The sequence below is a fragment of the Pseudomonas sp. UBA6310 genome, assembly GCF_002438225.1.
GTDB classification, from domain to species: Bacteria; Pseudomonadota; Gammaproteobacteria; order Pseudomonadales; family Pseudomonadaceae; genus Pseudomonas_O; species Pseudomonas_O kuykendallii.
The window spans coordinates 45,425-70,872 of sequence record NZ_DJTK01000076.1; the positions used below are offsets into that span (position 1 = coordinate 45,425).

The window sequence follows — 25,448 nt, forward strand, 5'->3', positions numbered from 1 at the left end:
AAAGGCCTACTGTATCCGCCTGCCGGTCCGGCCGTCCAACTGGTCAGGGTCGGGTGGCTTGGGTAATCTGCCGGCACTTCAGAGGAATACGACCATGAACGATGCTGTCTGGCAGGCCGGGGCCTGCGATGCCGAACTCGATGCCAGCGGGCTGAACTGCCCGCTGCCGTTGCTCAAGGCCAAGCTGGAGCTGAATCGTCTGCCCTCGGGCGCGGTGCTCAAGGTGACCGCGACCGACGCGGGCTCACAGCGCGATTTCCGCACCTTCGCGTCCCTGTCCGGGAATGCGCTGTTACAAGAAGAGGTGGAGGGCGGCCTCTTTCGCTACTGGCTGCGCAAGGCCTGAATGAAAAAAGGCCGCGCGAAGCGGCCTTTCTGGATGCGTGTTCAGCTCAGCCGTTCAGGGCCTGCGCGGCCGCGAGAACGGCGTCGACGTGTCCCGGAACCTTCACCCCGCGCCATTCCTGCCTGAGCACGCCGTTCCTGTCGATCAGGAAGGTGCTGCGGTCGACGCCCAGGTACTCCTTGCCGTAGAGCTTCTTCAGCTTGATCACGTCGAACAGCTGGCAGAGCGCTTCGTCCTTGTCGGAGATCAGCTCGAAGGGAAAGCCCTGCTTGGCCTTGAAGTTCTCGTGGGATTTCATGCCGTCGCGCGATACGCCGAAGACCAGCGTGTTGGCGGCAAGAAACGCGTCGTGACTGTCGCGGAAACCCTGGCCCTGGGTGGTGCAACCCGGCGTGCTGTCCTTCGGATAGAAATAAAGGACCACCTGGCGACCGGCCAGCGCGGACAGGATGACCCGCTGGCCACTGGTGGCCTCGGCGCTGAAATCGGCTACGGCTTCTCCAACGGTAACGCTCATGCGGCTTCCTTACTTACGGGTTCTGTGGGCGCCAGGGCTCGATCAGGGCGTCGAGGTTCAGCGCGTCGGCGAAGTCGAGGAACTGATCGCGCAGCCAACTGATCTGCGTACCGGCAGGCAATGTCACGGTGATGGTGGCGTTGAGCATGGTGCTGCCGGTCTGCGGCGCCTCGTAGGTGTCGCAGGTGAGGTTTTCCAGTTCGACGCGGTGGTCGATGAAGAACTGGCAGAGCTCGTTGAGGATGTCCGGACGGTAGGCCGCGCTGACGTAGGCCACGTAGGGCAACGCCTGTGGACGCGGCTCCAGCGCGGCGCTGCGGATCACGCTGATGGTGAAGGTATGACGCTTGGCCAGTGCGGCCAGGCTGCCTTCCAGGCGAGCCAGGGCATCCCAGCTGCCGGACACCTGGAGGATCAGCGAGCTGAACTCGCCATGCCGGGTCAGACGCGAGCTGGATACTGCGCAGCGGTTCTCGTGGGTAGCGCGGCACAGGACGTTGGTCAGCTCCATGGGGTTGGGGCCGAGAGCACTGATGACGAGAAATTGTTCGCGAACGGGCGGGGTGGACATGCAGCCTTCCTAGAGCGAGATGAGAGCGACGCCTGTCGCGCCGATCAAAGCCGGAAGGGTAGCGAAAAGCGCGGTCCGAGGGAATGCTTGCAGCCCCAGCGGTCAGCTTGTGCTGGGCAGGTGGCGACAGTACCATTACCGCTCTTTTTTCCGGCAGGAGCGGTTGCATGATTGCGGGCAGTATGGTGGCACTGGTCACGCCCATGGATGCACAAGGTGGCCTGGACTGGGACGCCCTGGGCAAGCTGGTGGACTTCCACCTGCAAGAGGGCACCAACGCCATCGTCGCGGTCGGCACCACCGGTGAGTCCGCCACGCTGGAAGTCTCCGAGCATGTCGAAGTCATTCGTCGGGTCGTCGATCAGGTGAATGGACGGATTCCGGTCATCGCCGGCACCGGTGGCAACTCCACGCGGGAGTCGGTCGAACTGACCGGCCTGGCGAAGGACGCCGGCGCGGATGCCTGCCTGCTGGTGACGCCGTACTACAACAAGCCGACCCAGGAAGGCCTTTACCAGCACTTCAGGCTGATCGCCGAGTCGGTGGCGATTCCGCAGATCCTCTACAACGTGCCGGGCCGTACCGCCTGCGACATGCTCCCGGAAACGGTCGAGCGCCTGTCCAAGGTAGCCAACATCATCGGCATCAAGGAGGCCACGGGCGACCTGCAGCGTGGCCAGGACGTACTCGATCGCGTCGGCAAGGACTTCCTGGTCTATTCCGGCGACGACGCCACGGCCGTCGAGCTGATGCTGATGGGTGGCCGCGGCAACATCTCGGTCACCGCCAACGTCGCTCCGCGCGCCATGAGCGAGCTGTGCGCCGCCGCAATGCGTGGCGATGCCGCCCTTGCCCGTGCCATCAACGACCGTCTGATGCCACTGCACAAGACGCTGTTCATCGAATCCAACCCGATCCCGGTGAAATGGGCCCTGAATGAAATGGGGCTTATGGCCGACGGCATCCGTCTGCCGCTGACCTGGCTCAGCCCGCGTTGCCACGAACCGCTGCGTCAAGCGCTGCGTCAGTCCGGCGTATTGGTTTAATTGAGGAAGTACTACGCATGAAGCGACTGGCCGGGCTCTCCGCACTCGCCGTGATCATTTCCAGTACCAGCGGTTGTGGCTGGATCTGGGGCAAAGAAGGTTATTTCCGCGACCGTGGTAGCGATTACCTGGAAGCTCGCCAGACGGCGCCGATGAAGCTGCCGTCCGACGTACAGAGCAAGCGTCTCGATCCCCTGCTGCCGGTGCCGGCCAATGTCGCCGACGCCAAGCCAGCCGACGAGTACGACGTGCCGAGGCCGCAGGCGCTGGTTATCAGCGGTGATGTCAGCGAATTCAGCCTGCAGAAGAGCGGCGAGTCGCGCTGGCTCGTGGCGCAGCGCAATCCGGCCGAAGTCTGGCCGACCACGCGCCAGTTCTTCGAAAACAACGGCTTCCGCGTCGCTCAGGAACGTCCGCAGACCGGCGAATTCGTCACCGAATGGCAGCGCCCCGACGAGCTTTCGGCGTCCGTGGCCGCCAGCCTGAAGAATGCCGCGCCGGACAGCGAAACCCGCCTGCGCGTGCGCATCGAGCCAGGCGTGCAGCGCAACACCAGCGAAGTCTTCGTGGTCAGCGCCACGCGTCCCGCGGGCAGCAGCGCCGACGTCGGTTTCCCTGCCGCCGGCCCGGGCAACTCCGCGCTGGAAGCTGCGCTGCTCGACCAGATGGTCGCCAGCATGGCCAGCAGCGCCGAGCAGGGCGGCTCGGTTTCGCTGCTCGCCGCACGGGACTTCGATGCGCCAAGCCGCATCAGCCTCAGCGACGACGGCAACGGCAACCCGGTACTCAGCCTCGGCGCCGATTTCGACCGCGCCTGGTCCAGCGTTGGCCGCGCCCTGGAAAGCGGCGACGTACGCGTCGACGACCTCAACCGCAGCCTGGGTGTCTACTACATCAACCTGGCCGAAGGTGCGCAGGTCAACGAGAAGAAACCCGGTTTCTTCGGTCGCCTGTTCGGCAGCAAGCCGGACAAGGAAAAGGAAGATGCTCGCGCCGAGCGCTACCAGGTGCGTCTGACCCGTGTGGGCGATGGCGTGCAGGTATCGGTCGAGAAGGACATCGACACCGTCGCTCCGGACGACATCGCCCGTCGAGTGCTCGGTCTGATCCAGGACAACCTGGGTTGATCGTCGCTCGCGCGACTTGACGGCCTGGCGAGCGTTTCTGGAGTTTGAATCGACAGGCGAAACCTCGGTTTCGCCTGTTTTCGTTTGATAGAGCGGAAAACTGACATGACTGCGACCACCCTGAGCCTGAAGAAGATCTACTCCGGAAAAGTCCGCGATCTCTACGAGATCGACGCCGGGCGCATGCTGATGGTCGCCAGCGATCGGCTGTCAGCGTTCGACGTGATCCTTTCCGAGCCGATCCCGGACAAGGGCAAGATCCTCACCTCGATTTCCAACTTCTGGTTCGAAAAGCTCGCCGGTATCGTGCCTAACCATTTCACCGGCGATCGCGTCGAGGACGTCGTCCCCGCCGAAGAGCTGCCCCTGGTGGAAGGCCGCTCGGTCGTCGCCAAACGCCTCAAGCCGGTCGCCGTGGAAGCCATCGTGCGCGGCTACATCGTCGGCTCGGGCTGGAAGGAGTATCAGAAGAGCGGGACGGTGTGCGGCATTCAGTTGCCTGCCGGGTTGAAGGAAGCGTCCAAGCTGCCGGAGCCGATCTTCACGCCGTCCACCAAGGCCGCCCTGGGCGATCACGACGAGAACATTTCCTTCGAACGGTGTGCGGCCATCATCGGCGCCGACCTGGCCGAGAAGGTGCGTGCGACCTCCATCGCCCTCTACAGCGCCGCCGTCGAATACGCCGCCACCCGCGGCATCATCATTGCCGACACCAAGTTCGAGTTCGGCCTGGACGAAGACGGCACCTTGACCCTGATGGACGAAGTGCTCACGCCGGATTCGAGCCGCTTCTGGCCGGCGGAAAGCTACGCCGAAGGCTCCAACCCGCCGAGCTTCGACAAGCAGTTCGTGCGTGACTGGCTGGAGTCCACCGGCTGGAACAAGCAGCCACCCGCGCCACAGGTGCCCGCCGAGGTCGCGCAGAAGACCGCCGACAAGTATCGCGAAGCCCTGACCAAGCTCACCGCCTGAAAAAACTCCGTGCGGATGGCGCAACCACCTGAAAGCACTGAAAAAGTCGCATCACGGGGGTTCGCCAACACGTTCTGAGCTGCTATCATGCGCGCCGCTGGGAAGATGCCGGAGTGGCCGAACGGGACGGATTCGAAATCCGTTGAACTGGCAACAGTTCCTAGGGTTCAAATCCCTATCTTCCCGCCATATCAAATGCCTAAGCCCCTGAAATTCGTAGAGTTTCGGGGGCTTTTGCTTTTCTGGCCGGGCAACTGCCGAAGCCCTGTCGAAAATCCTTCACCGGGCCAAACCCAACGGCAGCCTGTAGATGGTCCGGTGCAGGGTGTGCGTAGCGCATGGTCATCGCCAACGACTGGTGGCCCAGGAAGCGTTGCAAGGTCAGGATCTGCCGCCGTTCATGACGAAACGGCTGGCGAAGGTGTGCCGAAGCACGTGCGAGGACTGAGCCGCAGGCAGCAGGATTTTCGAGGCAGTCAACGTCTGGTCGAAGCTGTTCAAGTCGTTCGAAAGAGCCGGAATACGACGAAGCAAATAGAAATTCAAAGCGCGGGATAGCAATCACGCAAGAAGCGGCTAGGGGATGGTCCGAAGGAAATAATCAGGGATGAACAACACGGCGGTTCACATGGTTCGTAAAAGTCTTTGTCTGATTGGTTCTTTGTGTATCGACGGCACGGGCCGAATGAAGCAGCGCATCGACCATGTGTGACGCAGCTTTTGCTAATCGAAATGGCTTATTCAAGAGAAGCATATGTTTCTCCAGATAGATCAGCCTTTCCTTTTGGAGGGCACCAGTTGAAGCAATACTGTTCAGGGCAGATGGAAAAATCTGGTTTTTTGTTTGGGTCGCAAATATTCATCTTAAGTTTGCCTAACGATTAATCTAAGGGGCGGCGGAACGCCGTCCTAGCGAACGAAGTGAGCGCTTTGAGCGCATTGTTAGCTGTGTGCACGGTGTTGATCCAAGACGTGTTCATAGTATTTGATATATGCAGATAAAGCTGAGTAGCTGTGTAGTGTGATTTTTACCGCGTCGGTGGTTCCTGCTTTATCTGTGGCTTTTCGGACTCCTTCATCAAGAAGCCCCCAGGTGAGCTCATAGCTCACGAAGTCTTTTAAAGGGAAAGCGTGCGTAGAGCATCCGGGACGAGCATGCTTTATAGGATAGCCAGCGCTCATTGGGCAAACCTCTTCATCGAAGGGTAGCTCAGCAAATAAAGTGGATTTCATGATTCTGTAACCTCTAATTAGAGTGATTTCACTTAGAGGTTTACTATCGGTTTCAAATTCAATGCCTTCATATACAGAAATGGCGCAGCAATGAAGTGCTAGAGGATAGCCGTGGTATGTCGAATTTCTTAAAGCTTTCAGTATTTCGGTGCACGGGTTCCAGCCGCGGAAGTCTTTAGCTGCCCATTCTTTGCCAGTAAGAGATTTAAATTCTTTTCGCATGGTTTCTGTCAGTTGCTGGCTTTTGTAAATGTATTGCTCAAAAGCTTGCCGGAATTTGAATGGATACCTTCTGGAGGTGTTGATCTCTATATATAGCCGCTTTAAGTCTTCTGCGACTACTTGGGTTCCTCGAAGGTCTCGCATCTTTCCTTCAGCTAACGTTTGGTTAAGGGGCGGGCTTTAGCCCGTTCCAGTGAGCGAAGCGAGCGGCCTTGAACCAGTTGTTAGGCAGAGATGCCTGAGGCCGAGCGTTGGTCGTTGCGGCACGATGACCGAGCCGCTACGGAGATTCAAGCGTGAACGGCAAGGCAGGGAAACACTTGTGCACGGCGTATGTGCGTCAGCCAGGGCGATGATGGGGCGATAGCCCGCACGAGGATCACGGCGAGTTTTCAGATAGCACAATTGTTGTGGGAGAAATGCAGAATGGGCGGTGACGAAGCCAACTGCCATGTTTTGCACCGAATTAAAAATTAATAGCGCCTAACGTTTTGCTAAGGGGCGGGCTTTAGCCCGTTCCAGTGAGCGAAGCTCATGATTTAAATGAGCTGTTAGCGCAGATTTACTGGTTCTTCTATTGATGTATGTGAAAGCCACTTCACTCCATGCTCTTCGGCTCCGCGACCGAATAAGCAGGCCAGAGCTTGTAATGCCTCAATATCACTTTCTGGTGCAAAATTATCCACAAAGGTACTATTTATTAAGACAGACTCAGGTAATGGCGTGGCTGACCTCACAAGAATTGCGAATTCTTCGTTATGAATCCATGCTGATACATAAGGTATGATCAGTCTTCCAGTGGCTGAGTACATTCTTTTAGGGTAATCAGAAGTTCCTGTGCAAGCAGCGTATGCGCCTTTGTCGCTGAATAAAGCATTGGACAAATTTACAAAGCGGCTACGGTTGTCATGCCTACGCCAAGTTTTCCCTTTTTCATTTCGTTCTAATTGGTGCGCTCCAAATTCAATTCTTCCTGGAGTATGTAGGCTTGCAATGAATTGATTCCACATCAGACGTCTCCAGTAATTTATTCGCGCTAACGATTGAATTAAGCCATGCCACGAAGCGATATCGGCTTGAATGAATTGTTAGGTGTGCTAGATGCAGAACGTTTCATGCACCCAGCGATCATTACCTTGAAATGGCCCATGAACCGATGCGGCGCAGCCCTTGATAGAAACGCGGCGGGAAAACTCTGCACCAGTAATCCAGCTGACGTAGACGCGCCATTCCTTCGGATCTACGTCTTTTACAATTCCTAGGGCGCGTATCTCGATCTCTGTTGCGCCTTGACCGAGCATTTTCTTGACCGCGATGCGGTCCCCAATCTCTATTTTCTTAAATCGCTCTCGCTGAGTAGCTACCGAGTTCCCCGCGTCTGACTCTGCTCCGGATTCCTCGCCGATGTCCCAGCAGTACCAGTAGCCACGCTTGAGGAATTTGTCCAAGACGTCTTCCGTTCCGCCCCACATAGCGCCTACGACCCAGTAATTCGGTTGCACGAGTCTCTCCTGTATAGCTAAAGTTTGGTTAAGGGGCCGGCTTTATCCGTCCCAAGTGAGCGAAGCGAAAATTTGAAACAATTGTTAGCTGTGGATTGCACGTTGCTTTGCGTCCCTTATTTTATCAATATCTTCGATAGCTTCGACCGAGGTGATTTTAGATTCAATGTAATCCGATGGGAGTGATGCTTCCCTTGCACCTACTAGAACATGGTTTACGTACCATGTGTACGGTTTTAAGCTTTCATTGATATCCATGGCAACGTAGGTTATTGCTGTTATTGGAAAAGCGCTATGATCAGTAACCGTTACTTCCTTTGCATTATATCCATGTCCAAGGCCCTCAGCTTTGTCTAGAGCTGACTTTTCTTTTGGATCAATTTTGAATAGAACGCCGTATACGGCATCTTCACCGTCTGATGTGAAATATGCATCGCACTTAGCTGATCCATCTTTGCTGGATTTGTGAAACCTTAAGTCGTGCTCACTCATGAAATAACCAAGATTTTCTGCGCTTGGCACCCGTTCTCTTAGTCTAGAGCGTGACATATTCGACCCATACGCGAAGTAGTACATAACCCTCCTGAACAGTTAACTATAAATAAATACCAATTGGTGCATAACAACCTGAAAATGCGGATCTAGCGTACGGCTCTAGGCATGCGCTAGAAGGGGGTATACACCGGCCTCAGCTCTGCAAGTCCCTTTGCCAGCAAGCTGGCGGTTGACCGAGATTAGCTTGCAGATGAGGCGGACAACAATGCCCGGCAGCCATGGCGTCGAAATCACTGCCTATGGAACGCCGGCGGCGACCAGAACCAGCGCTACGCAAAGCACGTAATAGCTGGTTTTTACCAACGTAGGCCACCTACAAACGGCGCTCGAAACGGGTTCAAATCCTATCTTTCCGCCACTATCAAAAGCGCCAGAGGTTAACGCCTTTCCTTTATGGGGAATCGGGGAGGAAATCGCTTCGCTTGCCCGGTCCGCTCCCCTGGGATTACCCCGCATGGCCTGTTTCGGGAAGCGGTGACGTCCTGGCGGCGGCCATTCTCGACATCAGGGCCGAGGCGCGCCGCTGGATTGCAGAGTCTCTCCTTCGTTGCCGATACGCGGAACGCATCGGTCCAAGATATTCGGAGTATCCCGCCACGCCGCGGTTTCTAGCCGCCCAATTGTTGCGAGATCGCTTGCGCGCATTGCTGGAGGCTGAGGAGCAGGCGTTCCTGGGCAGCGGTGTTATCCATCACCGCCTCGGGGCCGGATAGGTTGATGGCGGCCACGACCTTGCCTTGGTGATCATGGATGGCGCAGGCGATGGCCGCCGAATAGTCCGAGCGGTGCAACACCCAACCGCGCTGGCGGTCCTGTTCCAGCAACTCCAGCAGTTCGGGAAGCGTTTTCGGCGCGGGCGGTGCGTAGCCATCCAGGCGCACGTGCTGGTAAAGGCGACCTACTTCCGTCGCCTCCAGATCGCTGAGCAACATACGACCCATGGCCGTGCAATGGCAGGCGATACGTGTGCCGATGGGGATGTTCACGGAGAGGCGCTGAGCGGCGAAGGCCCGGCCTATGTACAAGCTGTCGGTCTGTTCGCGGACCGACAGGTGGCAGGAGAGCGAGGTGCGGTCCCTCAGCGCGTTCAGGTGCGGCATGGCGATATCCACCAGGTCACGGCTGGCCAGGTAGGCGAAGCCGTCGCAGAGCACCTGCGGGCCGAGTTCGTAGCTGTTGGTGCCCAGCTTGTTCAGGTAGCCCATGTCGGTGAGCGTGACCAGAATCCGGTAGATGGCCGAGACGCTGACGCCCAGGCGCTCGGCGATCAGGTTACTGCTCAGGCTGCGCTCGCTGGCGTTGAACATCTGCAGGATGCTCAGGCCGCGTTGCAGCGCGGGAACGCGGTAGTCGGTCAGCTCTTCTTTATCGGCGGCCATGGCGGATCTCTGTCATTGATGGCTCGGGCATGGCGACGGTCACCGGCGCTTAACGCAGCGCCTCGATGCCCGCCGGTTTGCCGCCGAACTCGTCCATGGCGTCCAGCAGCGCGCCCCACAGGTAGTGCGCGGACGCGCGATCGCACAGCAGATGGAAGACCGGCAGGGTCGCCGTACAGGCATTGACCACGATGGCGTTCAGGCGCGCCACCGAGGTCTGTACCACGGCGCCGAGCGGAAAGGCTTCTGCGCGCAGGTCGACGCCGCAGACCTTGGCGAACAGCTCCGGCAGGTGCGCGCCGGTCAGGGCCAGCCAGGCATGGCTGTCCTGGCGGGGCAGCAGGTAATTGGCCTGGCGCTCGTCGTAGTGCCAGCCGGCCTCGTCTGCGGCGATGCGGGCGCCGCCATCGGTCAGGCTGCCGAGCAGAAAGTATTCGGTCTGCGACAGGCGCAGCACCTGCTCGCCGGTGCTTTGCAGGCAGGCCTGGTTGGGCTTGTCCGGCAGCTGATAACCCTTGTTCTGCAGATAGGTTGCGCTGTCGGTGCCGCGAAAACCGACCCGCGGCAGGTTGCTCAGGTCGATCAGCGCGCAGCGTTGCAGTTGCTCGCCGTCGTCCCTGGAGCCGGCGACGAACAGCCGCTCGCCCAGCAGGGTCAGCGGCGCCGCGCCGTGCAGGTCATAAATGGGGCTGCGTTCAGCATGCTCGCGAATGGTCAGGCTCATGGTCACAGCTCCTGGCGTTTGCTTTCAGGGTCGAAGAAGGGCAGCTGCACCACGGTGGCCTGGACCACTTCGCCGCCTTCCACGCGAATCGGGATCTGCATGCCGGGCGTGGCCTGGTCGGCGCCGGCGTAGGCCATGCCGATGATCGCGCCGACGGTTTCCGAGTACTCGCAGGACGTCACGTTGCCGCTGATGTCCGCGCCCTTGAGCACCAGATGGCCTTCCAGCGGTTTGCTGCTGCCCTTGGGCAACGTGAAACCCACCAGCTTGCGCTTGAGCGGCTGCGCTTCGAGGATCTCGATGGTGCGTTTGCCGACGAAGAACGGCTTCTTGCGGCCGATGGCCCAGCCCATGTCGATCTCGGCGGGGTGGGTCATGCCGTCGGTGTCCTGGCTGATGATCACGTGACCCTTTTCCAGACGCAGCAGGCGCTGGGTTTCCACCCCGAACGGACGGATGTCGAAGGCTGCACCGGCCTCCATCAGCGCATCCCACAGGTGCTCGCCAAAGCGCGCCGGCACGTGGATTTCGTAGCCCAGCTCACCAACGAAACCCACGCGCAGCAGCCGCGCCGGCATCCCGGCGACCTTGCCCTCGCGCACGCCGAGGTAAGGAAAGCCCTCGGGCGACAGGTCGACGTCCGTGCAGACCTTTTCCAGCACCTGGCGTGACAGCGGGCCGGCCAGGTTGACCGCGGCGAAGGCGGCGCTGACGTTGGCGATGTCGACGTTCAGGCGCCACTGGGCGTTCCACTTGAGCATGCTGCGGTACACGCGATCAACGCCGCTGGTGGTGGCCGACACGTAGAAGTGCTGTTCACCGAGGCGGCAGGCCACGCCGTCGTCGATCACCACGCCATCCTCGGCGGTCATCAGCGCGTAGCGGGTACGGCCGATGGCGAGTTTCTTGAAGCCGAAGGTGTACATCCGCTCCAGCAGCTCGGCGGCGTCCGGCCCGCGCACGTCGAGGCCGCCCAGGGTGGAGACGTCGATCAGGCCGACCTTCTCGCGCACATGGCGGGCTTCGGCCTGCATGCAGGCTTCGCGGTCTTCGGCCTTGCCGTAGAACGCCGGGCGTTGCCATACGCCGGCGGGCATCAGCTTGGCGCCGAGTTCGATGTGGCGGCGATGCATGGCGGTCTGCCGATAGGGGTCGAAGCCGCGGCCGGCGATGTGCGCCAGCTTCTCCGCCGTGAACGGTGGGCGCGCCGTGGTCACGCCGGTTTCGCTGACGCTGCGGCCGGTGGCATCGGCCACCAGGCGCGCCGTGGGCAGCGCCGAGTGGCGGCCTTGGGACGGCCCCATGCCGACGGTGGAGAAGCGCTTGACCAGCTGCACGTCGCGGTAGCCGTTGCGAGTGGCGTTGACGATGTCCCTGATCTGCAGGTCTTCGTCGAAGTCGACGAATTCCTTGCCCTGCGGGTGGGCGAAGATCGGCCAGGGGAAGTTGACCCGGCTGTCGTCCTTGTCCGCACCGGCTACCGCGGTCGCCTCCAGGCCGAGGTCGGCGAGGGCTTCGCTGGCGGCACGCTGGCCGTCGGCTAGGACGCGCTGCAGATCGTGGCGGCCATTCACCGAGCCGGCGACGCGCAGGATGCCGGGCAGGTTCTGGATCGAGAACGCGGCGTGCTCGTCGGCGTAGCGCAGGTTGCCGCCGGCCTGGCAAAGCAGCTGATAGACCGGCATGTAACCGGCGGACATGCACAGCAGGTCGCAGTCGATCCGCGTGCTGGCCTCGGCCACCTTGCCCTGCCCGCGGATACGCCTGATGTCGACGGCGCCGAGGTGCTGAGCGTTCTTGCCGGCCAACGCTTCATACACGGTGTGGCCGGTGTGGCAGGGAATGCCCTTGGCTTGCACGGCCGTGATCAGCCCCGGAGTGTCGCTGCGCTCGCGCATGTCGACCACGGCGGCGACCTCCACACCCGCGTCGAGCAGGTCGAGCGCGGCCAGATAACCGTCGTCGTTGCCGGTCAGGACCACCGCGCGCTTGCCCGGTTTGACCGCGTACAGGCGCATCAGCCGCTGGGCGGCGCTGGTCAGCATCACGCCGGGCAGGTCGTTGTTGCGGAAGATCACTGGCTGGTCGAAGGAGCCGCTGGCGACGATGCACTGCCTAGCGCGCACCTTGTACAGCCGGTTGCCCTGGATCACCGGCAGGTAGTTGTCGGCGAACCAGGCGTTGCAGACCGCCGAGTCGAGCACGCTGATGTTGGCATGGCCCTGCACCGCACTGACCAGCTCCTCGCGCAGGCCCAGGGCGACGTTGGCGTCGAGGCCGAAACGGGCGTAGGTCAGCGAACCGCCGAGCACCGGATTCTGTTCGATCAGCAGCACCTTGGCGCCGCCGTTGGCCGCGTGCAGGGCGGCGGACAGGCCGGCGGGGCCGGAGCCGATCACTGCCAGGTCGCAGAACAGGTAGGCCTTGTCGTGGTAGGTCGGCTCGAACCTGAGGTCGAGCACGCCGAGGCCGGCCTTCTTGCGGATCAGCGGTTCCCAGCGTTTCCACATGCCCTTGGGCTTGTAGAAGGCGCGGTAGTAGAAACCCACCGGCATGAACCTGGAGAACGTGCCGATGATCGCGTCACGGTCCTTTTCCAGGCTGCCGTTGACGTTCTGCGGCGTAACCGCGAGACCCGCCGCGAGGGAGCACTCGTCCGCCAGCACGTTGGGCTCGTCCGGCAACTGCACCAGGGTGTTGGCGTCCTGGCCGGCCATGGTCAGCGGGCCACGCGGGCGGTGGTACTTGAACGAGCGCGACAGCAGCCAGCGGCCGTTAGCTGCGAGCGCGCTGGCGACGGTGTCGCCGGCAAAGCCCTGGCAGGCGTTGCCGTCGAAGCTGAAGGTCAGCGGCTTGTTGCGGTCGATCAGCAAGCCCATGGGAGCGGGCAGACGGTTCATTGGGCGGCCTCCGGTGCGGCGAAATCGACACGCTGGTCGAACAGTTCACGTGGGTCGAAGGTGCGCAGGATTTCGTCGCTGCCGGTGTGGCGTTCGGCCAGGAACCAGTAGTTCGAGGGGGTGTGCATCCACCACTCGGTGACCACGCCGAGCAGGTTCTCGCTGTTGAACACGTAGTCGGCCCATTCGGCGACGCTGCAGGTGCCCGGGTCGGGCATCTGCTTGAGTTCGCCGCCGTAGGTGAACTCGCTGATGTTGCGCGGCCCGTTGAGCGGGCAGGTCATGATCTTCATTGGCTGTAACCCGTCAGTGGCTGGCCGCCGTGGCGCCCATTTCGTTGACCTGCTGGAAGCGGCTGAAGCGGTCCAGGCCGAACGGCGCGATCAGCTCCGGCACCTTGCCGCCGCTGGCGACCAGCTCGGCCATGGTCTTGCCGCAGATCGGCGTGGCCTTGAACCCCCAGGTGCCCCAGCCGGCGTCGAGGTAGTAACCGTCGATGGGCGAGAGGCCCATGATCGGGCTGTAGTCGGGCGTCATGTCGGTGATGCCGGCCCACTGGCGCATCAGCTTGGCGTTGGCCATGAAGGGGAACATCTCGATGGCCGAGGCCAGCAGGCTTTCCTTGAGGTCCAGGGTCGAGCGGGTGTTGTACAGCGGGTAGGGATCGGAGCCTCCGCCGAATACGATCTCGCCGCGGCTGGTCTGCTGCACGTAGCAATGCAGGGCCGAGGAGCTCACCAGCGGATCGAGGAACGGTTTGAATGGCTGGGTCACCATCGCCTGCAGCGGGTAGGTGTGGATCGGCGCCTTGATCTTCAGTTTGTTCATCAGCAGCGAGCTGGTGCCGGCGACTGCCTGCACCACGCAGCCGCAGGCGATGGTGCCGCGGTTGGTCTTCACGGCGCGGATGCGCTCGTTCTCGACGACGAAGTCCTGCACCTCGGTGAGCTGATGGATTTCCACGCCGCGCTTGGCGGCGCCCTTGGCGTAGCCCCAGGCCACGGCGTCGTGGCGGGCGGTGGCACCGTCGATGTGCCAGAGGCCGGCGAGCACCGGAATATGGCCGGGGTCGAGGTTGAGGCTCGGCACCAGCTCGCGGATCTGCTGGCGGTCGATCATCTCGGTGCGTCCGCCGAAGTGCTTGTTCACTTCGGCGCGCTGGCGGAACGCGCGCACGGTGGCGTCGGTGTGGGCCAGGGTGAGCTGGCCCCGGCCGGAATACATGATGTTGAAGTCGAACTCGTTGGAGAGGTTCTCGAACAGACGGACCGACTCGATGTAGAACTTCACGCCTTCGCTGGTCAGGTAGTTGGAGCGGATCACCGCAGTGTTGCGCGCGGTGTTGCCACCGCCCAGGTAGCCCTTCTCCAGCACCGCGATGTTGCTGATGCCGTGGTACCTGGACAGGTAGTACGCGGTGGCCAGGCCATGCCCGCCGGCGCCGATGATCACCACGTCATAGGCGGCTTTCAGCTCCCTGGGGGCGGGCAGGTCGACCTCGACGGGATACTCCGACGACAGGCCGTACTTGAGCAGCGAGAAAGGCATCAGCGAGTCTCCTGAAGGGCCTGGCCGGTCTGCTGCCGGGCGGCGAGTACGGTGTTGCGCATCAGCAGGGCGATGGTCATGGGGCCGACGCCGCCGGGCACCGGGGTGATGGCCGAGGCCACCGGCAACACGGCGTCGAAGTCGACATCGCCGACCAGGCGCGAGCGGCCGTTCTCGTCGATGCGATTGATGCCGACATCGATCACCACCGCGCCGGGCTTGATCCAGTCGGCGCCGATCATCCGCGGGCGGCCGACCGCTGCGATCACGATGTCGGCCTGGCCGCAGAGCTTCTCCGGCTTGATGCTGCGCGAGTGCAGCACGGTGACGCTGCAGTTGGCCGCCAGCAGCAGCGCCGCCATCGGCTTGCCGACGATGTTCGAGCGGCCGACCACCACGGCGTGCTTGCCGGACAGATCGCCCAGGGTGTCGCGCAGCAGGCGCATGCAGCCGGCCGGGGTGCAGGGTGTGAGCACCGGGCGGCCCTGGCTGAGGCCGCCGACGTTCTCGCTGTGGAAACCGTCGACGTCCTTGGCCGGGTCGATGGCCTGCAGCACGCGCACTTCGTCGATGTGTCCGGGCAGTGGCAACTGCACCAGGATGCCGTGCACGGCCGCGTCGGCATTCAGCCCGGCGACCACTTCCAGCACTGCCTCGGCACTGGCTTCGGCCGGCAAGCGATACTCGAGCGAACGAATGCCCACTTCACCGGCGCGCAGAACCTTGTTGCGCACGTAGACGTGGCTGGCCGGATCGTCCCCCACCAGCACCACGGCCAGGGCCGGTTCGACGCCCTGGGCCTGCAGTTGCCCGACCTCCGCCTGCACTTCGGCGAGTACGCGGGCGGCCGCGGCCTTGCCGTCGATCAAGGTACTCATCGGAAGATCACCGTGCGGTCGCCGTTGAGGAACACGCGGTGCTCCGTGTGGTACTTCACCGCCCGCGACAGCGCCACGGTTTCGGTATCGCGGCCAATGGCGACCAGGTCATCGGGCTTCAGGGCGTGATCCACGCGCTGCACTTCCTGCTCGATGATCGGGCCTTCGTCGAGATCCGAGGTGACGTAGTGGGCGGTGGCGCCGATTAGCTTCACGCCGCGCTCGAACGCCTGGTGGTAAGGCTTGGCGCCCTTGAAACCGGGCAGGAAGGAGTGGTGGATATTGATCGCGCGGCCCGTCAACTGCTTGCACAGGTTGTTGGAGAGAATCTGCATGTAGCGCGCCAGCACCACCAGCTCGGTGCCGGTTTCGTCGACGATCTTCATCAGCTCGGCTTCCTGGGCGCTCTTGCTCTCCTTGGTCACCGGCAGGTAGATGAAGCGAATGCCCTCGCGCTCGGCCATGGGCCGCAGGTCGAGGTGGTTGGAGACGATGGCGGTGATCTCCATGTTCAGCTCGCCCTTCTGGTGGCGATAGAGCAGGTCGGCCAGGCAATGGTCGAACTTGCTGACCATCAGCAGCACACGCATGGGCTTGCTGGTGCTGAACAGGCCCCAGGTCATGTCGAACGTGCTGGCCACCGCGGCGAAGCCTTCCTCGATCTTCGCCAGGTCATCGGTCACGCCGGTGTTGAAGCGGAACACCGCGCGCATGAAGAAGGTGCTGCTGACCTCGTCATCGAACTGCGACATCTCACTGATGTAGCACTGATGCTCGGCAAGAAACGACGCCACCGCGGCGACGATACCCGAGGTGGCCGGGCAACTGATGTTGATCACGTACTGGTTCTGGGCGTGTTGCATGTCGAGTCCTCTGCGGGGGCGGCGGCAGGAAGATATTCAGTAATGAAATGGTTATTCGCTCGCGAAGATAATTAACTGCTACGAATATATTTTTCGTGTTGGTGGTTTTTATAAGCGAACGGATTCTTCGTGTCCATGCCTGTAAGGAATTTTTTTATCCTTAAGGGAAACAGGATCGCAGCCCAGGTACGTGCGTAGGGTGCGCCGCGCGCACCGGGTGCTGCCACGGTGCCTGCTGGTGCGCACGGCGCACCCTACGGTCACAGCCGCGAAAAGCGGAACGGCGTGGGATCGACCAACGGCGTGGCGCCAGTGATGAGGTCGGCGAGCAAATGCCCGGCACCCGGAGCGATCATGCGTAGGGTGCGCCGTGCGCACCGGGTGCTACCACGGTGCCTGTTGGTGCGCACGGCGCACCCTACGGTCACAGCCGCGAAAAGCGGAACGGCGTGGGATCGACCAACGGCGTGGCGCTAGTGATGAGGTCGGCGAGCAAATGCCCGGCACCCGGAGCGATCGTGCGTAGGGTGCGCCGTGCGCACCGGGTGCTACCACGGTGCCTGTTGGTGCGCACGGCGCACCCTACGGTCACAGCCGCGAAAAGCGGAACGGCGTGGGATCGACCAACGGCGTGGCGCCGGTGATGAGGTCGGCGAGCAGATGCCCGGCACCCGGAGCGATCATGCGTAGGGTGCGCCGCGCGCACCGGGTGCTACCACGCTGCCTGTTGGTGCGCACGGCGCACCCTACGGTCACAGCCGCGAAAAGCGGAACGGCGTGGGATCGACCAACGGCGTGGCGCCGGTGATGAGGTCGGCGAGCAGGTGCCCGGCACCCGGAGCGATGCCGAAGCCGTGGCCGGAATAGCCGGTGGAGAGCAGCAGGCCCGGCAGGCTGTCGACCGGGCCGATCACCGGGATCGCGTCCGGGGTCACGTCCATCACCCCGGCCCAGCTCTGCGCCACCTGCAGGTCGCGAAAGAACGGAAAGGCCTTGGCCAGCTCGCGGCGGGCTTCGCCAAGGATGCTCGCCGAGGGTTGCGAGTCGAGCACCCGGCAGCTCTCGAACGGGCTGGCCTGGTCCATCGCCCAGCGCTGCGGCATGCGCAGTTCATCGAGGAAGTGGTGATCCAGGCGCAGGCGCAGCTCGCGGTACTGCTTGCCCAGTGCCGGAAGAAAGTCGCGCAGATAACGAAAACTGTCCGGAGTGATAGGCGCCAGGTTGCCGTTGCGCTGGGCGATGGTGTAGCCGCCGTCCAGGCGTTTGCGAAAGGCATAGCGGCTGGCGCCCACGGCGATCTCCGGGCCGCCGGGCATCGGCGCGGTGCGCAGGACCGAGGCGATCACCTTGAGCTGTGGCAGGCGGATGCCGTGCTGACGGCAGAACAGCGAAGACCAGGCGCCGCCGGCCAGCACCACGGTGTTGCAGCGCAGCCGACCGCGCTCGGTGAACAGCCCGACCACGCGGCCGCCTTCCATATCCAGGCCGCGCACCGCACAACCGGTCAGCACGCGTGCGCCCAGGCGTTGTGCCTGGCGAGCGATCACCGCCGTGGCCTGCTGCGGTTCGGCGCGGCCATCGGCAGGGGCGTGCAGGGCGCCGCTCCAGCCGGCACGCAGGCCATCCGGCCAGTGGTTGCGCAGGTCATCACGCTGCAATAGATGAGCATCGGCGCCGTAGTGGCGGGCGGCCTGCAGCCAGTCGGCCTGTTGCTGCAACTGCTGCGCGGTTTCACAGGCATAGAGCACGCCGCTGCGGCGAAAGCCGAGGTCGCCGGGCCACTCGTCCTGCCAGGTTTGCCATAGCTGCAGGCTGGCCAGGGCCAGGGGGATTTCCGCGAGGTCGCGGCCCATGCTGCGGCACCAGCCCCAGTTGCGCGAAGACTGCTCGCCGGCGATCACGCCCTTTTCCAAGAGCACCACCGGAATGCCGCGCGCAGCCAGCCAGTAGGCGGTGCAGATGCCGATGATGCCGCCGCCGATGATGGCGACCTCGCTTTCGCTGGGCAGTTGGCTGTCGCCATCGACGCGTTCGATCTGCGGGTACATGCACATTCCCCAGGGCAACGTGGGATGCGCCGTGCGCACCGAAAGAACCTGCGTCGAGCTTGCCGTGGAGAGGGCGGCGCGCAACTTGCACCGTGTTCGCCGGCACTTCTTTATCAGCATGTGAGAACGGCATGAGTGGCACCCAGAGCCTGGAGCGGGCCTTTCATCTATTACGCCGCGTCGCGACGGCAGGCGTGCAGGGCGCCGCGCTGGATGAGCTGTGCGAGGCGTGTGGTTGTTCGCGACCGACCGCCTACCGCCTGTTGAAGGCTCTGCGCCGCCAGGGCTTCGTGCGCCCGGCCACGCAACGCGGGCGCTACGTGCTGGGCTACGAACTCTTCGCCCTCGGCGCCCAGGCCGGCAATGCCAGCGCCATCCGCGAACTGGCGCGGCCGGTGCTGCTGCGCCTGGCGCAACGTTTCGGCGACAGCTTCTTCCTGCTGGTACCGGACGGTTACCACGTGCTGTGCCTGGACCTGCTGACGGGCGAACAGCCGGTGCAGAGCTACAGCGGCGCCGTCGGTGGGCGCATCCCCATGGGCGTGGGCCAGGCCTCGCAAGTGCTGCTGGCGCAGATGCCACGCACCGAGCGCAACGAGATCCTGCAGCACAACGCGGCGGTGTTGCGCCTGGACTACGGCCTGGAAATCGAACGAATCATCGACAGCCTGGACAGCGTGCGCCGCCTGGGCTTCGCCAGCGGCCTGGCGGATCGGCGGTTACCCGGTTACACCGGCCTGGCGGTGCCCATCGTGATCGCCGACGGCGCGGCGCTGGGGGCGCTTAGTTGCGCTCTGGCGCGACCGCGAATGACAGAAGCGAGGCGCAAGGCGTTGGCGGGGCGATGAGGGAGGAGGCGCAGGTGTTGGCTAGTAAGTTGAGTAGGTGGTAAGGGCTGAGCTTGGGTGGGAAGGGGCAGCAAACGGCCAGAAGCGGCCCTTCAAGACAGATATCGGTAAGCCGATGTCTTCTATTAGAAATGGTCTATTTTCAGTCGAAGCAGCTTTTAGGGCTTTCAGGGAAGGACTGATGTCCAAGGAGGCGAAAAATGCCTGGCGAAAATCGCTCCAAACTTGTCCGTATCTTTGTTCGTAACATCGGATGCATCGGTAATGAAGGTATCTCTGTCGCACTTGATAACGTCGTGTGTTTGGTAGGAAAGAATAACTCTGGCAAATCCACAGTGTTACGAGCGTATGAACTAGCGAAAGGGTCTACCACCTTCGATGCCAGCCGTGACCGTTATCAGCATACGGCTGACGACCAAGAGTCAGAAATCCAGCTTGAGGTGCACATCCCCGAAAACATTGGCAACGTGGATGCACGGTGGAAATCGGAGCGTGACGGACTACTAATTGTCAGAAGTCGATGGCAGTGGTGCTTTCCAGGATTCGTAAAAAGTCGAACAACTTGGGATCCGGTTGCCGGGGAGAATGGACAAGGTGACTGGGCGGCAGACGGAAAAGCAGGTGGTGCCGATCCAGTCTTCGGGGCACGCTTGCCCCGACCATTGAGAATTGGGTCGTTTGATGACCCAGAGAAGACGGAAGCCATGCTGTTAGCATTGGCGCTGACGCCTCTCATCGAAGCGCTTGAGCAGGAACGGATGACTGAGGGTTCTGAGCTGGCCCGAGCCATTTCAGCTGTATCTGCTCGCGTAAGTGCTATCGGCGGGGCCCATGAACAGCATTTCAACGTGATCGCGGGTCAAGTCGCGGCAGGTTTTAGGGGAGTGTTTCCCAGTCTAGATATTCTGCTTGCAATAGGGACTGCGCCGCTGGTTCCAAAGCTTGCGGAGCTTCTAAAAAGCGGCTCGAAGCTAAAGGTTAAGGATGGCGAAGTAGAAACCCAGCTTTCCCAGCAAGGTGCGGGTGCGCAGCGTGCTCTGTTCTGGTCGATGCTGCAGGTGCACAACGAGCTGACTAGGAACAAAGAAATTCGCGCTGAATACAAGAAGGTGCTGGATAAGACACAAGCTGATCTGAAAAAGAGACTTGTGAAGGCAAAGGATGCCCAGCGGCAAGAGGTCGAAGAAGAGCTACGCCAGGTTAACGCTCAGCTTGAGGCGCATGCGGCCGGTGCGCCTATACCCGACAGCCCAGATGACCCCGCCTTCCCTGGTTATCTGTTGCTTATCGATGAGCCGGAAAATGCCTTGCATCCATTAGCCGCACGGGCTGCCCAACGGCATCTGTATCGGCTCGCGGAGAGCCCGGACTGGCAGGTGATGATCACCACGCACTCTCCGTACTTCATAAACCCGTTCGAGGATCATACGACGATTGTTCGCCTCGAAAGATCGTCTGATGCCGGCCCAATTGCGCCTAGAACCTATAGGTCGGATGCAATTGAGTTTGAAGCAGACGACAAGCGGAGACTACAAGCGCTGCAGCACATAGACCCGAGCTTCTCTGAAGTTTTCTTCGGCTCCTACCCGATACTGGTTGAAGGAGATACAGAGCATGCGGCTTTCCTATCTTCGATTATCGAACGACAACACGATCTGATTGATCGTGTCACCGTTATCCGCGCTCGAGGTAAGGCAATTCTGGCGCCGCTGGTGAAAGTACTGGCTCACTTCAAAATGAATTTCGGCATCGTTCATGATGCTGATGCTCCCTATAAAAAGAACCGTACTGCAAATGGAATGTGGACGGAAAACGAGAAAATAAGAGCCTCGATAGTGGCAGCTAGAGCGTCAGGCTCAATCGTGCGTCACCGAGTGAGCATTCCAGATTTTGAGCGATTCCTTGGTGGTGAGGAGGAGTCGAAAGATAAGCCGCTGAACGCATACATCCGCGTGTCGTCGGACGACGCCCTCGCCGGACGGGTTCAGGAGTTGCTTACGGAGTTGCTCAGTGCTGATACCCACGATCCATTTCCCTCTGCAGACATTGCTGCACAAGGGTACTTGCCTCTTCTCCTTGCCAACGTAATGAGTTGGGCTACGGGTCACGGCTTGCAGGATGAGCCTCGATTTAGAGGTTGACTCGCATTGCCGAGTAGAACCGTCTAGGGAGTCATAAGCACTGAGCAGTGTCCCCTTCTGGCCGCTTGCAGCCATTCGCCTCCAACCAACCGCCCATACCTTTTATCTATCGACGCGTCTAAAAGTCTGGGCGGTTCCTTGTTCGATCAATCCTTCCCGTAGTTCATGATCGACAGCAGCCGAATCGGTACCTGCACCAACTGTTCCGGGCCATGCGGCACCTCGGCGTCGAAGGTCAGGCTGTCGCCGGCCTGCATGGCATAGAGCTGGTTGCCGTGGCGGTATACCAACTCGCCTTCGAGCAGGTGCAGGAACTCGGTGCCCGGGTGGGAGAAGGTCGGAAACTCCTCGCTGGCATCGTCCATGCTGACCATGTAGGCCTCGAAGCTCTTCTTCGGCCCGCGGGTGTGGTTCAGCAAATGATAGGTATGGCCCTTCTCGGTGCCACGGCGTACCACCTCGAGCCCTTCATCGGCTTTCACCAGGAGCGCGCCGCTGCCTTGCTGATCATATTGGCTGAACAGCTTGGACATCGGCATGCCGAGCACGTCGCAGAGCCGGCTGAGGGTGTCGAGGCTGGTGGATACCTGGGCGTTCTCGATCTTGCTTAGCATGCCCTGGCTGATGCCGGCAATGCGCGCGACCTCGGCGATTTTCAATTCCTGGGCGAGGCGCTGGCGGCGAATCTGCATACCCAGGTACTGCTCAAGCTGTAAACGGGGTGGAGTCTCTATGCTCTTGCTCATGCACTGCCATTTTCTAAATATGAATAATAGATTCGCACCAGGAATGATCAGGCTGCATTGCAACGGTGCATGCCAGGGGGTGTGAATTTCCTGCTATGAAAACACTTTTCCCCTGCGGATAGAAGAAAACCCGCGTGGTGTCTGGCTCTCGCCTGCGGTGGCCGGGATTGGCAAGTTGATTGCATTCTTAATGGGAAAGTTAATTTCCTTATTGGAATAATCACCGAGTCGACAGGAGCCACGTGATGTTGCCAAGCGAAACCCAACAGGTCATCGAGAAACACGCGATCAAGTATGTCCTTGCCCAGTTCGTGGATATCCATGGCTCGGCCAAGACCAAATCGGTGCCGGTGTCGGGCCTGGAGGCGGTGGCGGAAGCGGGGGCAGGGTTTGCGGGTTTCGCCATCTGCGGCATGGGCATGGAGCCCCACGGGCCGGATTTCATGGCCAAGGGCGATCTGTCGACGCTGATCCCCGTACCGTGGCAGCCGGGTTACGGGCGGGTCGTGTGTATCGGGCATGTCGACGGGCAACCCTGGCCCTACGACAGCCGCTATGTACTGCAGCAACAAGTGGAACGCCTGAAGGCGCGCGGCTGGACGCTCAATACCGGTCTGGAGCCGGAATTCAACCTGATGCGTCGCGACGAGTCCGGCACGCTGCAACTGGTCGATGCCAGCGATAACCTCGACAAGCCCTGCTACGACTACAAGGGCCTGTCGCGCTCCCGCGAGTTTCTGGAAAAGCTGACGGAGGCGCTGCAGCCGGTCGGTTTCGACATCTACCAAATCGACCACGAAGACGCCAACGGCCAGTTCGAGATCAATTACACCTACAGCGATGCCATGGAGTCGGCGGACCGCTTCACCTTCTTCCGCATGGCCGCCGGCGAGATCGCCAACGACCTGGGCATGATCTGCTCGTTCATGCCCAAGCCGGACCCGAAGCGGGCCGGCAACGGCATGCACTTCCACCTGTCCCTCGCCAGTGCCGAGAGCAAGAACCTGTTCTTCGATGCCAGTGACAAGAACGGCATGGGCCTGTCGAAGCTCGCCTATCACTTCGCCGCCGGCCTGCTGGCCCATGGCCCGGCGTTGTGCGCCTTCGCCGCGCCGACGGTGAATTCCTACAAGCGCCTGGTGGTCGGCAACTCGCTGTCCGGCGCCACCTGGGCGCCGGCGTTCATCGCCTTTGGCGCCAACAACCGCTCGGCGATGGTGCGGGTGCCCTATGGCCGCCTGGAGTTCCGCCTGCCGGACGCTGGCTGCAACCCGTACCTGGTCAGCGCCGCGATCATCGCCGCCGGGCTCGACGGCATCGACCGCCAGCTGATGCCCGATCAGATCTGCAACGAAAACCTCTACGCGCTGGGCCTCGAAGCCATTGCCGCGCGAGGCATCAAGACCCTGCCGCAGTCCCTCAAGGAAGCCTGCGATGCGCTGGAAGCCGACTCGCTGTTCGCCGAGGTGATGGGCAAGGAGATCGTCGGCGAGTTCATCAAGCTCAAGCGCATGGAGTGGGTGGAGTACAGCCGCCACGTCTCCGACTGGGAGATCAAGCGCTACACCGAATTCTTCTGATCCGACCTCTTCGTTCAACCGTTTTCCGGCGCCCGCCCATGGGTAGGGCGCCTTCTGCCCAGGAGTTTTAGCTATGTGTGGAATCGTGGGGCTTTACCTGAAAAATCCGCAGCTGGAATCGCAGCTCGGCAAGCTGTTCGAGCCGATGCTCGAGGCCATGACCGCCCGCGGCCCGGACAGTGCCGGCTTTGCCATCTATGGCGATGAAGTGGCCGATGGCTGGGTCAAGCTGACCCTGCAGGCGACCACCGAGGGTTATGACTTCGCGGCCCTGGTGAAGGCCGTGGGGGAAAAGCTCGGCGCCGAGCTGGACTGGTTTCAGAACGCCAGCGCCATCGTGCTCAAGATCAAGGCCGAAGAAGGCGCCGTACGCGCCGCGTTGAGCGAGCTGGCGCCGAGCGTGCGCATCATGAGCGCCGGGCAGAGCATCGAGATTCTCAAGGGCATGGGCTTGCCGCGGGAGATTTCCGAACGCTTCGGCCTGGCTTCGATGAAGGGCAGCCACATCATCGGCCACACCCGCATGGCCACCGAAAGTGCGGTGACCATGGAAGGCAGCCACCCGTTCTCCACCGGCGCAGACCTCTGCCTGGTGCACAACGGCTCGCTGTCCAACCACTTCCGCCTGCGCCAGGAACTGCGCCGCGAAGGCATCCACTTCGAGACCGAGAACGACACCGAGGTCGCCGCCGGTTACCTGGCCTGGCGCCTGCAGCAGGGTGACTCGCTGAAGCAGGCGCTGGACAGCTCGCTGGAGGCGCTGGACGGTTTCTTCACCTTCGCCATCGGCACCCGCAACGGCTTTGCGGTGATTCGCGACCCGATCGCCTGCAAGCCGGCGATCCTCGCCGAGACCGAAGACTACGTCGCCATGGCCTCGGAATACCAGGCGCTGTCGAGCCTGCCGGGCATCGACAAGGCCAAGGTCTGGGAACCGGTTCCCGCCACCCTGTACATCTGGGAACGCAAGAAGGAGCACGCAGCATGAAAACCATCGATCTTTCCAGCGCCAGCGTGCGTGACCTCAACCAGGCCCTGCACGACCAGGCCCAGGCTGTCGACGAGCGCGAGTGGGTCGTGACCCATCCCAACGGCGCCCACAACCTGGCGGTCGGCGTCAACGAAGCCATCTCCATCGATATCCAGGGGCATGCCGGCTATTACTGCGCGGGCATGAACCAGAAGGCCTCGGTCACCGTGCATGGCAACGTCGGCGTGGGCTGCGCCGAGAACATGATGAGCGGCTATGTGCGCGTCAAGGGCAGCGCCTCCCAGGCGGCCGGTGCGACCGCCCATGGCGGCCTGCTGGTCATCGAAGGCGATGCCGGCGCACGTTGCGGCATTTCCATGAAGGGCATCGACATCGTGGTCGGCGGCAGCATCGGTCACATGAGCTGCTTCATGGGCCAGGCCGGACGGCTGGTTGTGTGTGGCGATGCCGGCGATGCGCTGGGCGATTCGCTGTACGAAACCAGGATTTTCGTCAAAGGCAGCGTCGAGTCGCTGGGTTCGGACTGCATCGAGAAGGAGATGCGTGCCGAGCACATCGAGGAGCTGCAGGCGCTGCTCAATCGCGCCGGCTTCCAGGAAAACGCAGCCGATTTCAAACGCTACGGCTCGGCTCGCCAGCTGTACAACTTCAAGGTCGATAACGCCAGCGCGTACTGACCAACTTCCCTGTGGGAGCGGACCAGCGTGCCCG

General features: G+C 61.6%; 24 protein-coding genes, 1 tRNA gene and 1 pseudogene. 10 read left to right on the forward strand and 16 right to left on the reverse strand.

All coding sequences use genetic code 11. The annotated features are described in order from the left end of the window. Positions 1-94 precede the first annotated feature (94 nt). Positions 95-346, forward strand: a complete 252-nt coding sequence (locus B3E91_RS18735) for a sulfurtransferase TusA family protein (protein ID WP_287030940.1) — start codon at positions 95-97, stop codon at positions 344-346. Positions 347-392: 46 nt separating this feature from the next. Here B3E91_RS18735 and B3E91_RS18740 read toward each other — a convergent pair whose 3' ends face one another. Then, the gene (locus B3E91_RS18740; protein WP_287030942.1) at positions 393-863 is read right to left on the reverse strand and encodes a peroxiredoxin; all 471 of its coding nucleotides are present in this window, start codon (positions 861-863) and stop codon (positions 393-395) included. A 13-nt stretch (positions 864-876) separates the two neighbouring features. Further along, positions 877-1,434 (reverse strand): glycine cleavage system protein R, encoded by a 558-nt coding sequence (locus tag B3E91_RS18745; RefSeq protein ID WP_090228037.1) that lies wholly within the window; start codon positions 1,432-1,434, stop codon positions 877-879. Positions 1,435-1,601: 167 nt separating this feature from the next. Here B3E91_RS18745 and dapA point away from each other — a divergent pair, with 167 nt between their 5' ends. The 4 genes from dapA (at position 1,602) to B3E91_RS18765 (ending at position 4,768) form a co-directional block, all read left to right on the forward strand. Continuing rightward, a complete protein-coding gene (gene dapA, locus B3E91_RS18750) occupies positions 1,602-2,480 on the forward strand; it encodes a 4-hydroxy-tetrahydrodipicolinate synthase (RefSeq protein ID WP_090228034.1) in 879 nt (292 codons plus the stop codon). Between the two features lie 17 nt (positions 2,481-2,497). Continuing rightward, positions 2,498-3,607 carry an outer membrane protein assembly factor BamC gene (bamC, locus tag B3E91_RS18755; protein WP_287030946.1) on the forward strand — a complete coding sequence of 370 codons (1,110 nt, stop codon included), beginning with the start codon at positions 2,498-2,500 and terminating at the stop codon, positions 3,605-3,607. A 105-nt stretch (positions 3,608-3,712) separates the two neighbouring features. Further along, positions 3,713-4,579, forward strand: coding sequence for a phosphoribosylaminoimidazolesuccinocarboxamide synthase (locus tag B3E91_RS18760; RefSeq protein ID WP_287030948.1), 867 nt, complete (start codon positions 3,713-3,715; stop codon positions 4,577-4,579). A 99-nt stretch (positions 4,580-4,678) separates the two neighbouring features. Next, a tRNA-Ser gene (locus tag B3E91_RS18765) sits at positions 4,679-4,768 on the forward strand. A 10-nt stretch (positions 4,769-4,778) separates the two neighbouring features. Here B3E91_RS18765 and B3E91_RS18770 read toward each other — a convergent pair. The 13 genes and pseudogenes from B3E91_RS18770 to B3E91_RS18830 all read right to left on the reverse strand — a co-directional run. Beyond that, positions 4,779-5,044: pseudogene (locus B3E91_RS18770) on the reverse strand (tyrosine-type recombinase/integrase); the annotation flags it as partial. A 477-nt stretch (positions 5,045-5,521) separates the two neighbouring features. Beyond that, positions 5,522-6,178 (reverse strand): hypothetical protein, encoded by a 657-nt coding sequence (locus tag B3E91_RS18775; RefSeq protein ID WP_287030950.1) that lies wholly within the window; start codon positions 6,176-6,178, stop codon positions 5,522-5,524. A 407-nt stretch (positions 6,179-6,585) separates the two neighbouring features. Continuing rightward, the gene (locus tag B3E91_RS18780) at positions 6,586-7,044 is read right to left on the reverse strand and encodes a hypothetical protein (protein ID WP_287030951.1); all 459 of its coding nucleotides are present in this window, start codon (positions 7,042-7,044) and stop codon (positions 6,586-6,588) included. A gap of 87 nt (positions 7,045-7,131) precedes the next feature. Then, positions 7,132-7,482 (reverse strand): hypothetical protein, encoded by a 351-nt coding sequence (locus B3E91_RS18785; protein ID WP_287030952.1) that lies wholly within the window; start codon positions 7,480-7,482, stop codon positions 7,132-7,134. Positions 7,483-7,620: 138 nt separating this feature from the next. Next, positions 7,621-8,112 carry a gamma-glutamylcyclotransferase family protein gene (locus B3E91_RS18790; protein ID WP_287030953.1) on the reverse strand — a complete coding sequence of 164 codons (492 nt, stop codon included), beginning with the start codon at positions 8,110-8,112 and terminating at the stop codon, positions 7,621-7,623. 587 nt (positions 8,113-8,699) lie between these two features. Continuing rightward, on the reverse strand, positions 8,700-9,470 hold the full coding sequence (locus B3E91_RS18795; protein WP_287030955.1) for an IclR family transcriptional regulator: 771 nt from the start codon (positions 9,468-9,470) through the stop codon (positions 8,700-8,702). Positions 9,471-9,519: 49 nt separating this feature from the next. Further along, a complete protein-coding gene (locus tag B3E91_RS18800) occupies positions 9,520-10,194 on the reverse strand; it encodes a sarcosine oxidase subunit gamma family protein (RefSeq protein ID WP_287030956.1) in 675 nt (224 codons plus the stop codon). Between the two features lie 2 nt (positions 10,195-10,196). Beyond that, entirely contained in the window at positions 10,197-13,094 is a 2,898-nt protein-coding gene (locus B3E91_RS18805) for a 2Fe-2S iron-sulfur cluster-binding protein (protein WP_287030957.1), read from the reverse strand. Continuing rightward, the gene (locus B3E91_RS18810) at positions 13,091-13,387 is read right to left on the reverse strand and encodes a sarcosine oxidase subunit delta (protein ID WP_287030958.1); all 297 of its coding nucleotides are present in this window, start codon (positions 13,385-13,387) and stop codon (positions 13,091-13,093) included. Before B3E91_RS18810 ends, B3E91_RS18805 begins: the two co-directional genes overlap by 4 nt. 13 nt (positions 13,388-13,400) lie before the next feature. Continuing rightward, positions 13,401-14,642, reverse strand: coding sequence for an FAD-dependent oxidoreductase (locus B3E91_RS18815; RefSeq protein WP_287030960.1), 1,242 nt, complete (start codon positions 14,640-14,642; stop codon positions 13,401-13,403). Next, the gene (gene folD / locus B3E91_RS18820; RefSeq protein WP_090228012.1) at positions 14,642-15,520 is read right to left on the reverse strand and encodes a bifunctional methylenetetrahydrofolate dehydrogenase/methenyltetrahydrofolate cyclohydrolase FolD; all 879 of its coding nucleotides are present in this window, start codon (positions 15,518-15,520) and stop codon (positions 14,642-14,644) included. The genes B3E91_RS18815 and folD overlap by 1 nt, the downstream gene beginning before the upstream one ends. Continuing rightward, a complete protein-coding gene (gene purU / locus B3E91_RS18825) occupies positions 15,517-16,383 on the reverse strand; it encodes a formyltetrahydrofolate deformylase (protein ID WP_287030961.1) in 867 nt (288 codons plus the stop codon). The genes folD and purU overlap by 4 nt, the downstream gene beginning before the upstream one ends. Positions 16,384-17,135: 752 nt before the next feature. Next, a complete protein-coding gene (locus tag B3E91_RS18830) occupies positions 17,136-18,431 on the reverse strand; it encodes an NAD(P)/FAD-dependent oxidoreductase (RefSeq protein WP_287030962.1) in 1,296 nt (431 codons plus the stop codon). A gap of 131 nt (positions 18,432-18,562) precedes the next feature. Here B3E91_RS18830 and B3E91_RS18835 point away from each other — a divergent pair, with 131 nt between their 5' ends. Then, positions 18,563-19,279 carry an IclR family transcriptional regulator gene (locus B3E91_RS18835; protein WP_287030963.1) on the forward strand — a complete coding sequence of 239 codons (717 nt, stop codon included), beginning with the start codon at positions 18,563-18,565 and terminating at the stop codon, positions 19,277-19,279. A 200-nt stretch (positions 19,280-19,479) separates the two neighbouring features. After that, on the forward strand, positions 19,480-21,420 hold the full coding sequence (locus tag B3E91_RS18840) for an ATP-dependent nuclease (RefSeq protein WP_287030964.1): 1,941 nt from the start codon (positions 19,480-19,482) through the stop codon (positions 21,418-21,420). Between the two features lie 146 nt (positions 21,421-21,566). Here B3E91_RS18840 and B3E91_RS18845 read toward each other — a convergent pair whose 3' ends face one another. Beyond that, complete coding sequence (locus B3E91_RS18845) at positions 21,567-22,166, reverse strand: helix-turn-helix domain-containing protein (RefSeq protein ID WP_287030965.1); 600 nt, start codon at positions 22,164-22,166, stop codon at positions 21,567-21,569. A 245-nt stretch (positions 22,167-22,411) separates the two neighbouring features. Here B3E91_RS18845 and glnT point away from each other — a divergent pair, with 245 nt between their 5' ends. The 3 genes from glnT to B3E91_RS18860 all read left to right on the forward strand — a co-directional run bounded on the left by glnT (position 22,412) and on the right by B3E91_RS18860 (position 25,414). After that, positions 22,412-23,746, forward strand: coding sequence for a type III glutamate--ammonia ligase (gene glnT / locus B3E91_RS18850; protein ID WP_287030966.1), 1,335 nt, complete (start codon positions 22,412-22,414; stop codon positions 23,744-23,746). A gap of 73 nt (positions 23,747-23,819) precedes the next feature. Next, positions 23,820-24,734, forward strand: coding sequence for a class II glutamine amidotransferase (locus tag B3E91_RS18855; RefSeq protein WP_287030967.1), 915 nt, complete (start codon positions 23,820-23,822; stop codon positions 24,732-24,734). Further along, positions 24,731-25,414 (forward strand): protein glxC, encoded by a 684-nt coding sequence (locus B3E91_RS18860; protein ID WP_287030968.1) that lies wholly within the window; start codon positions 24,731-24,733, stop codon positions 25,412-25,414. The genes B3E91_RS18855 and B3E91_RS18860 overlap by 4 nt, the downstream gene beginning before the upstream one ends. The last annotated feature ends 34 nt before the right edge of the window (positions 25,415-25,448 follow it).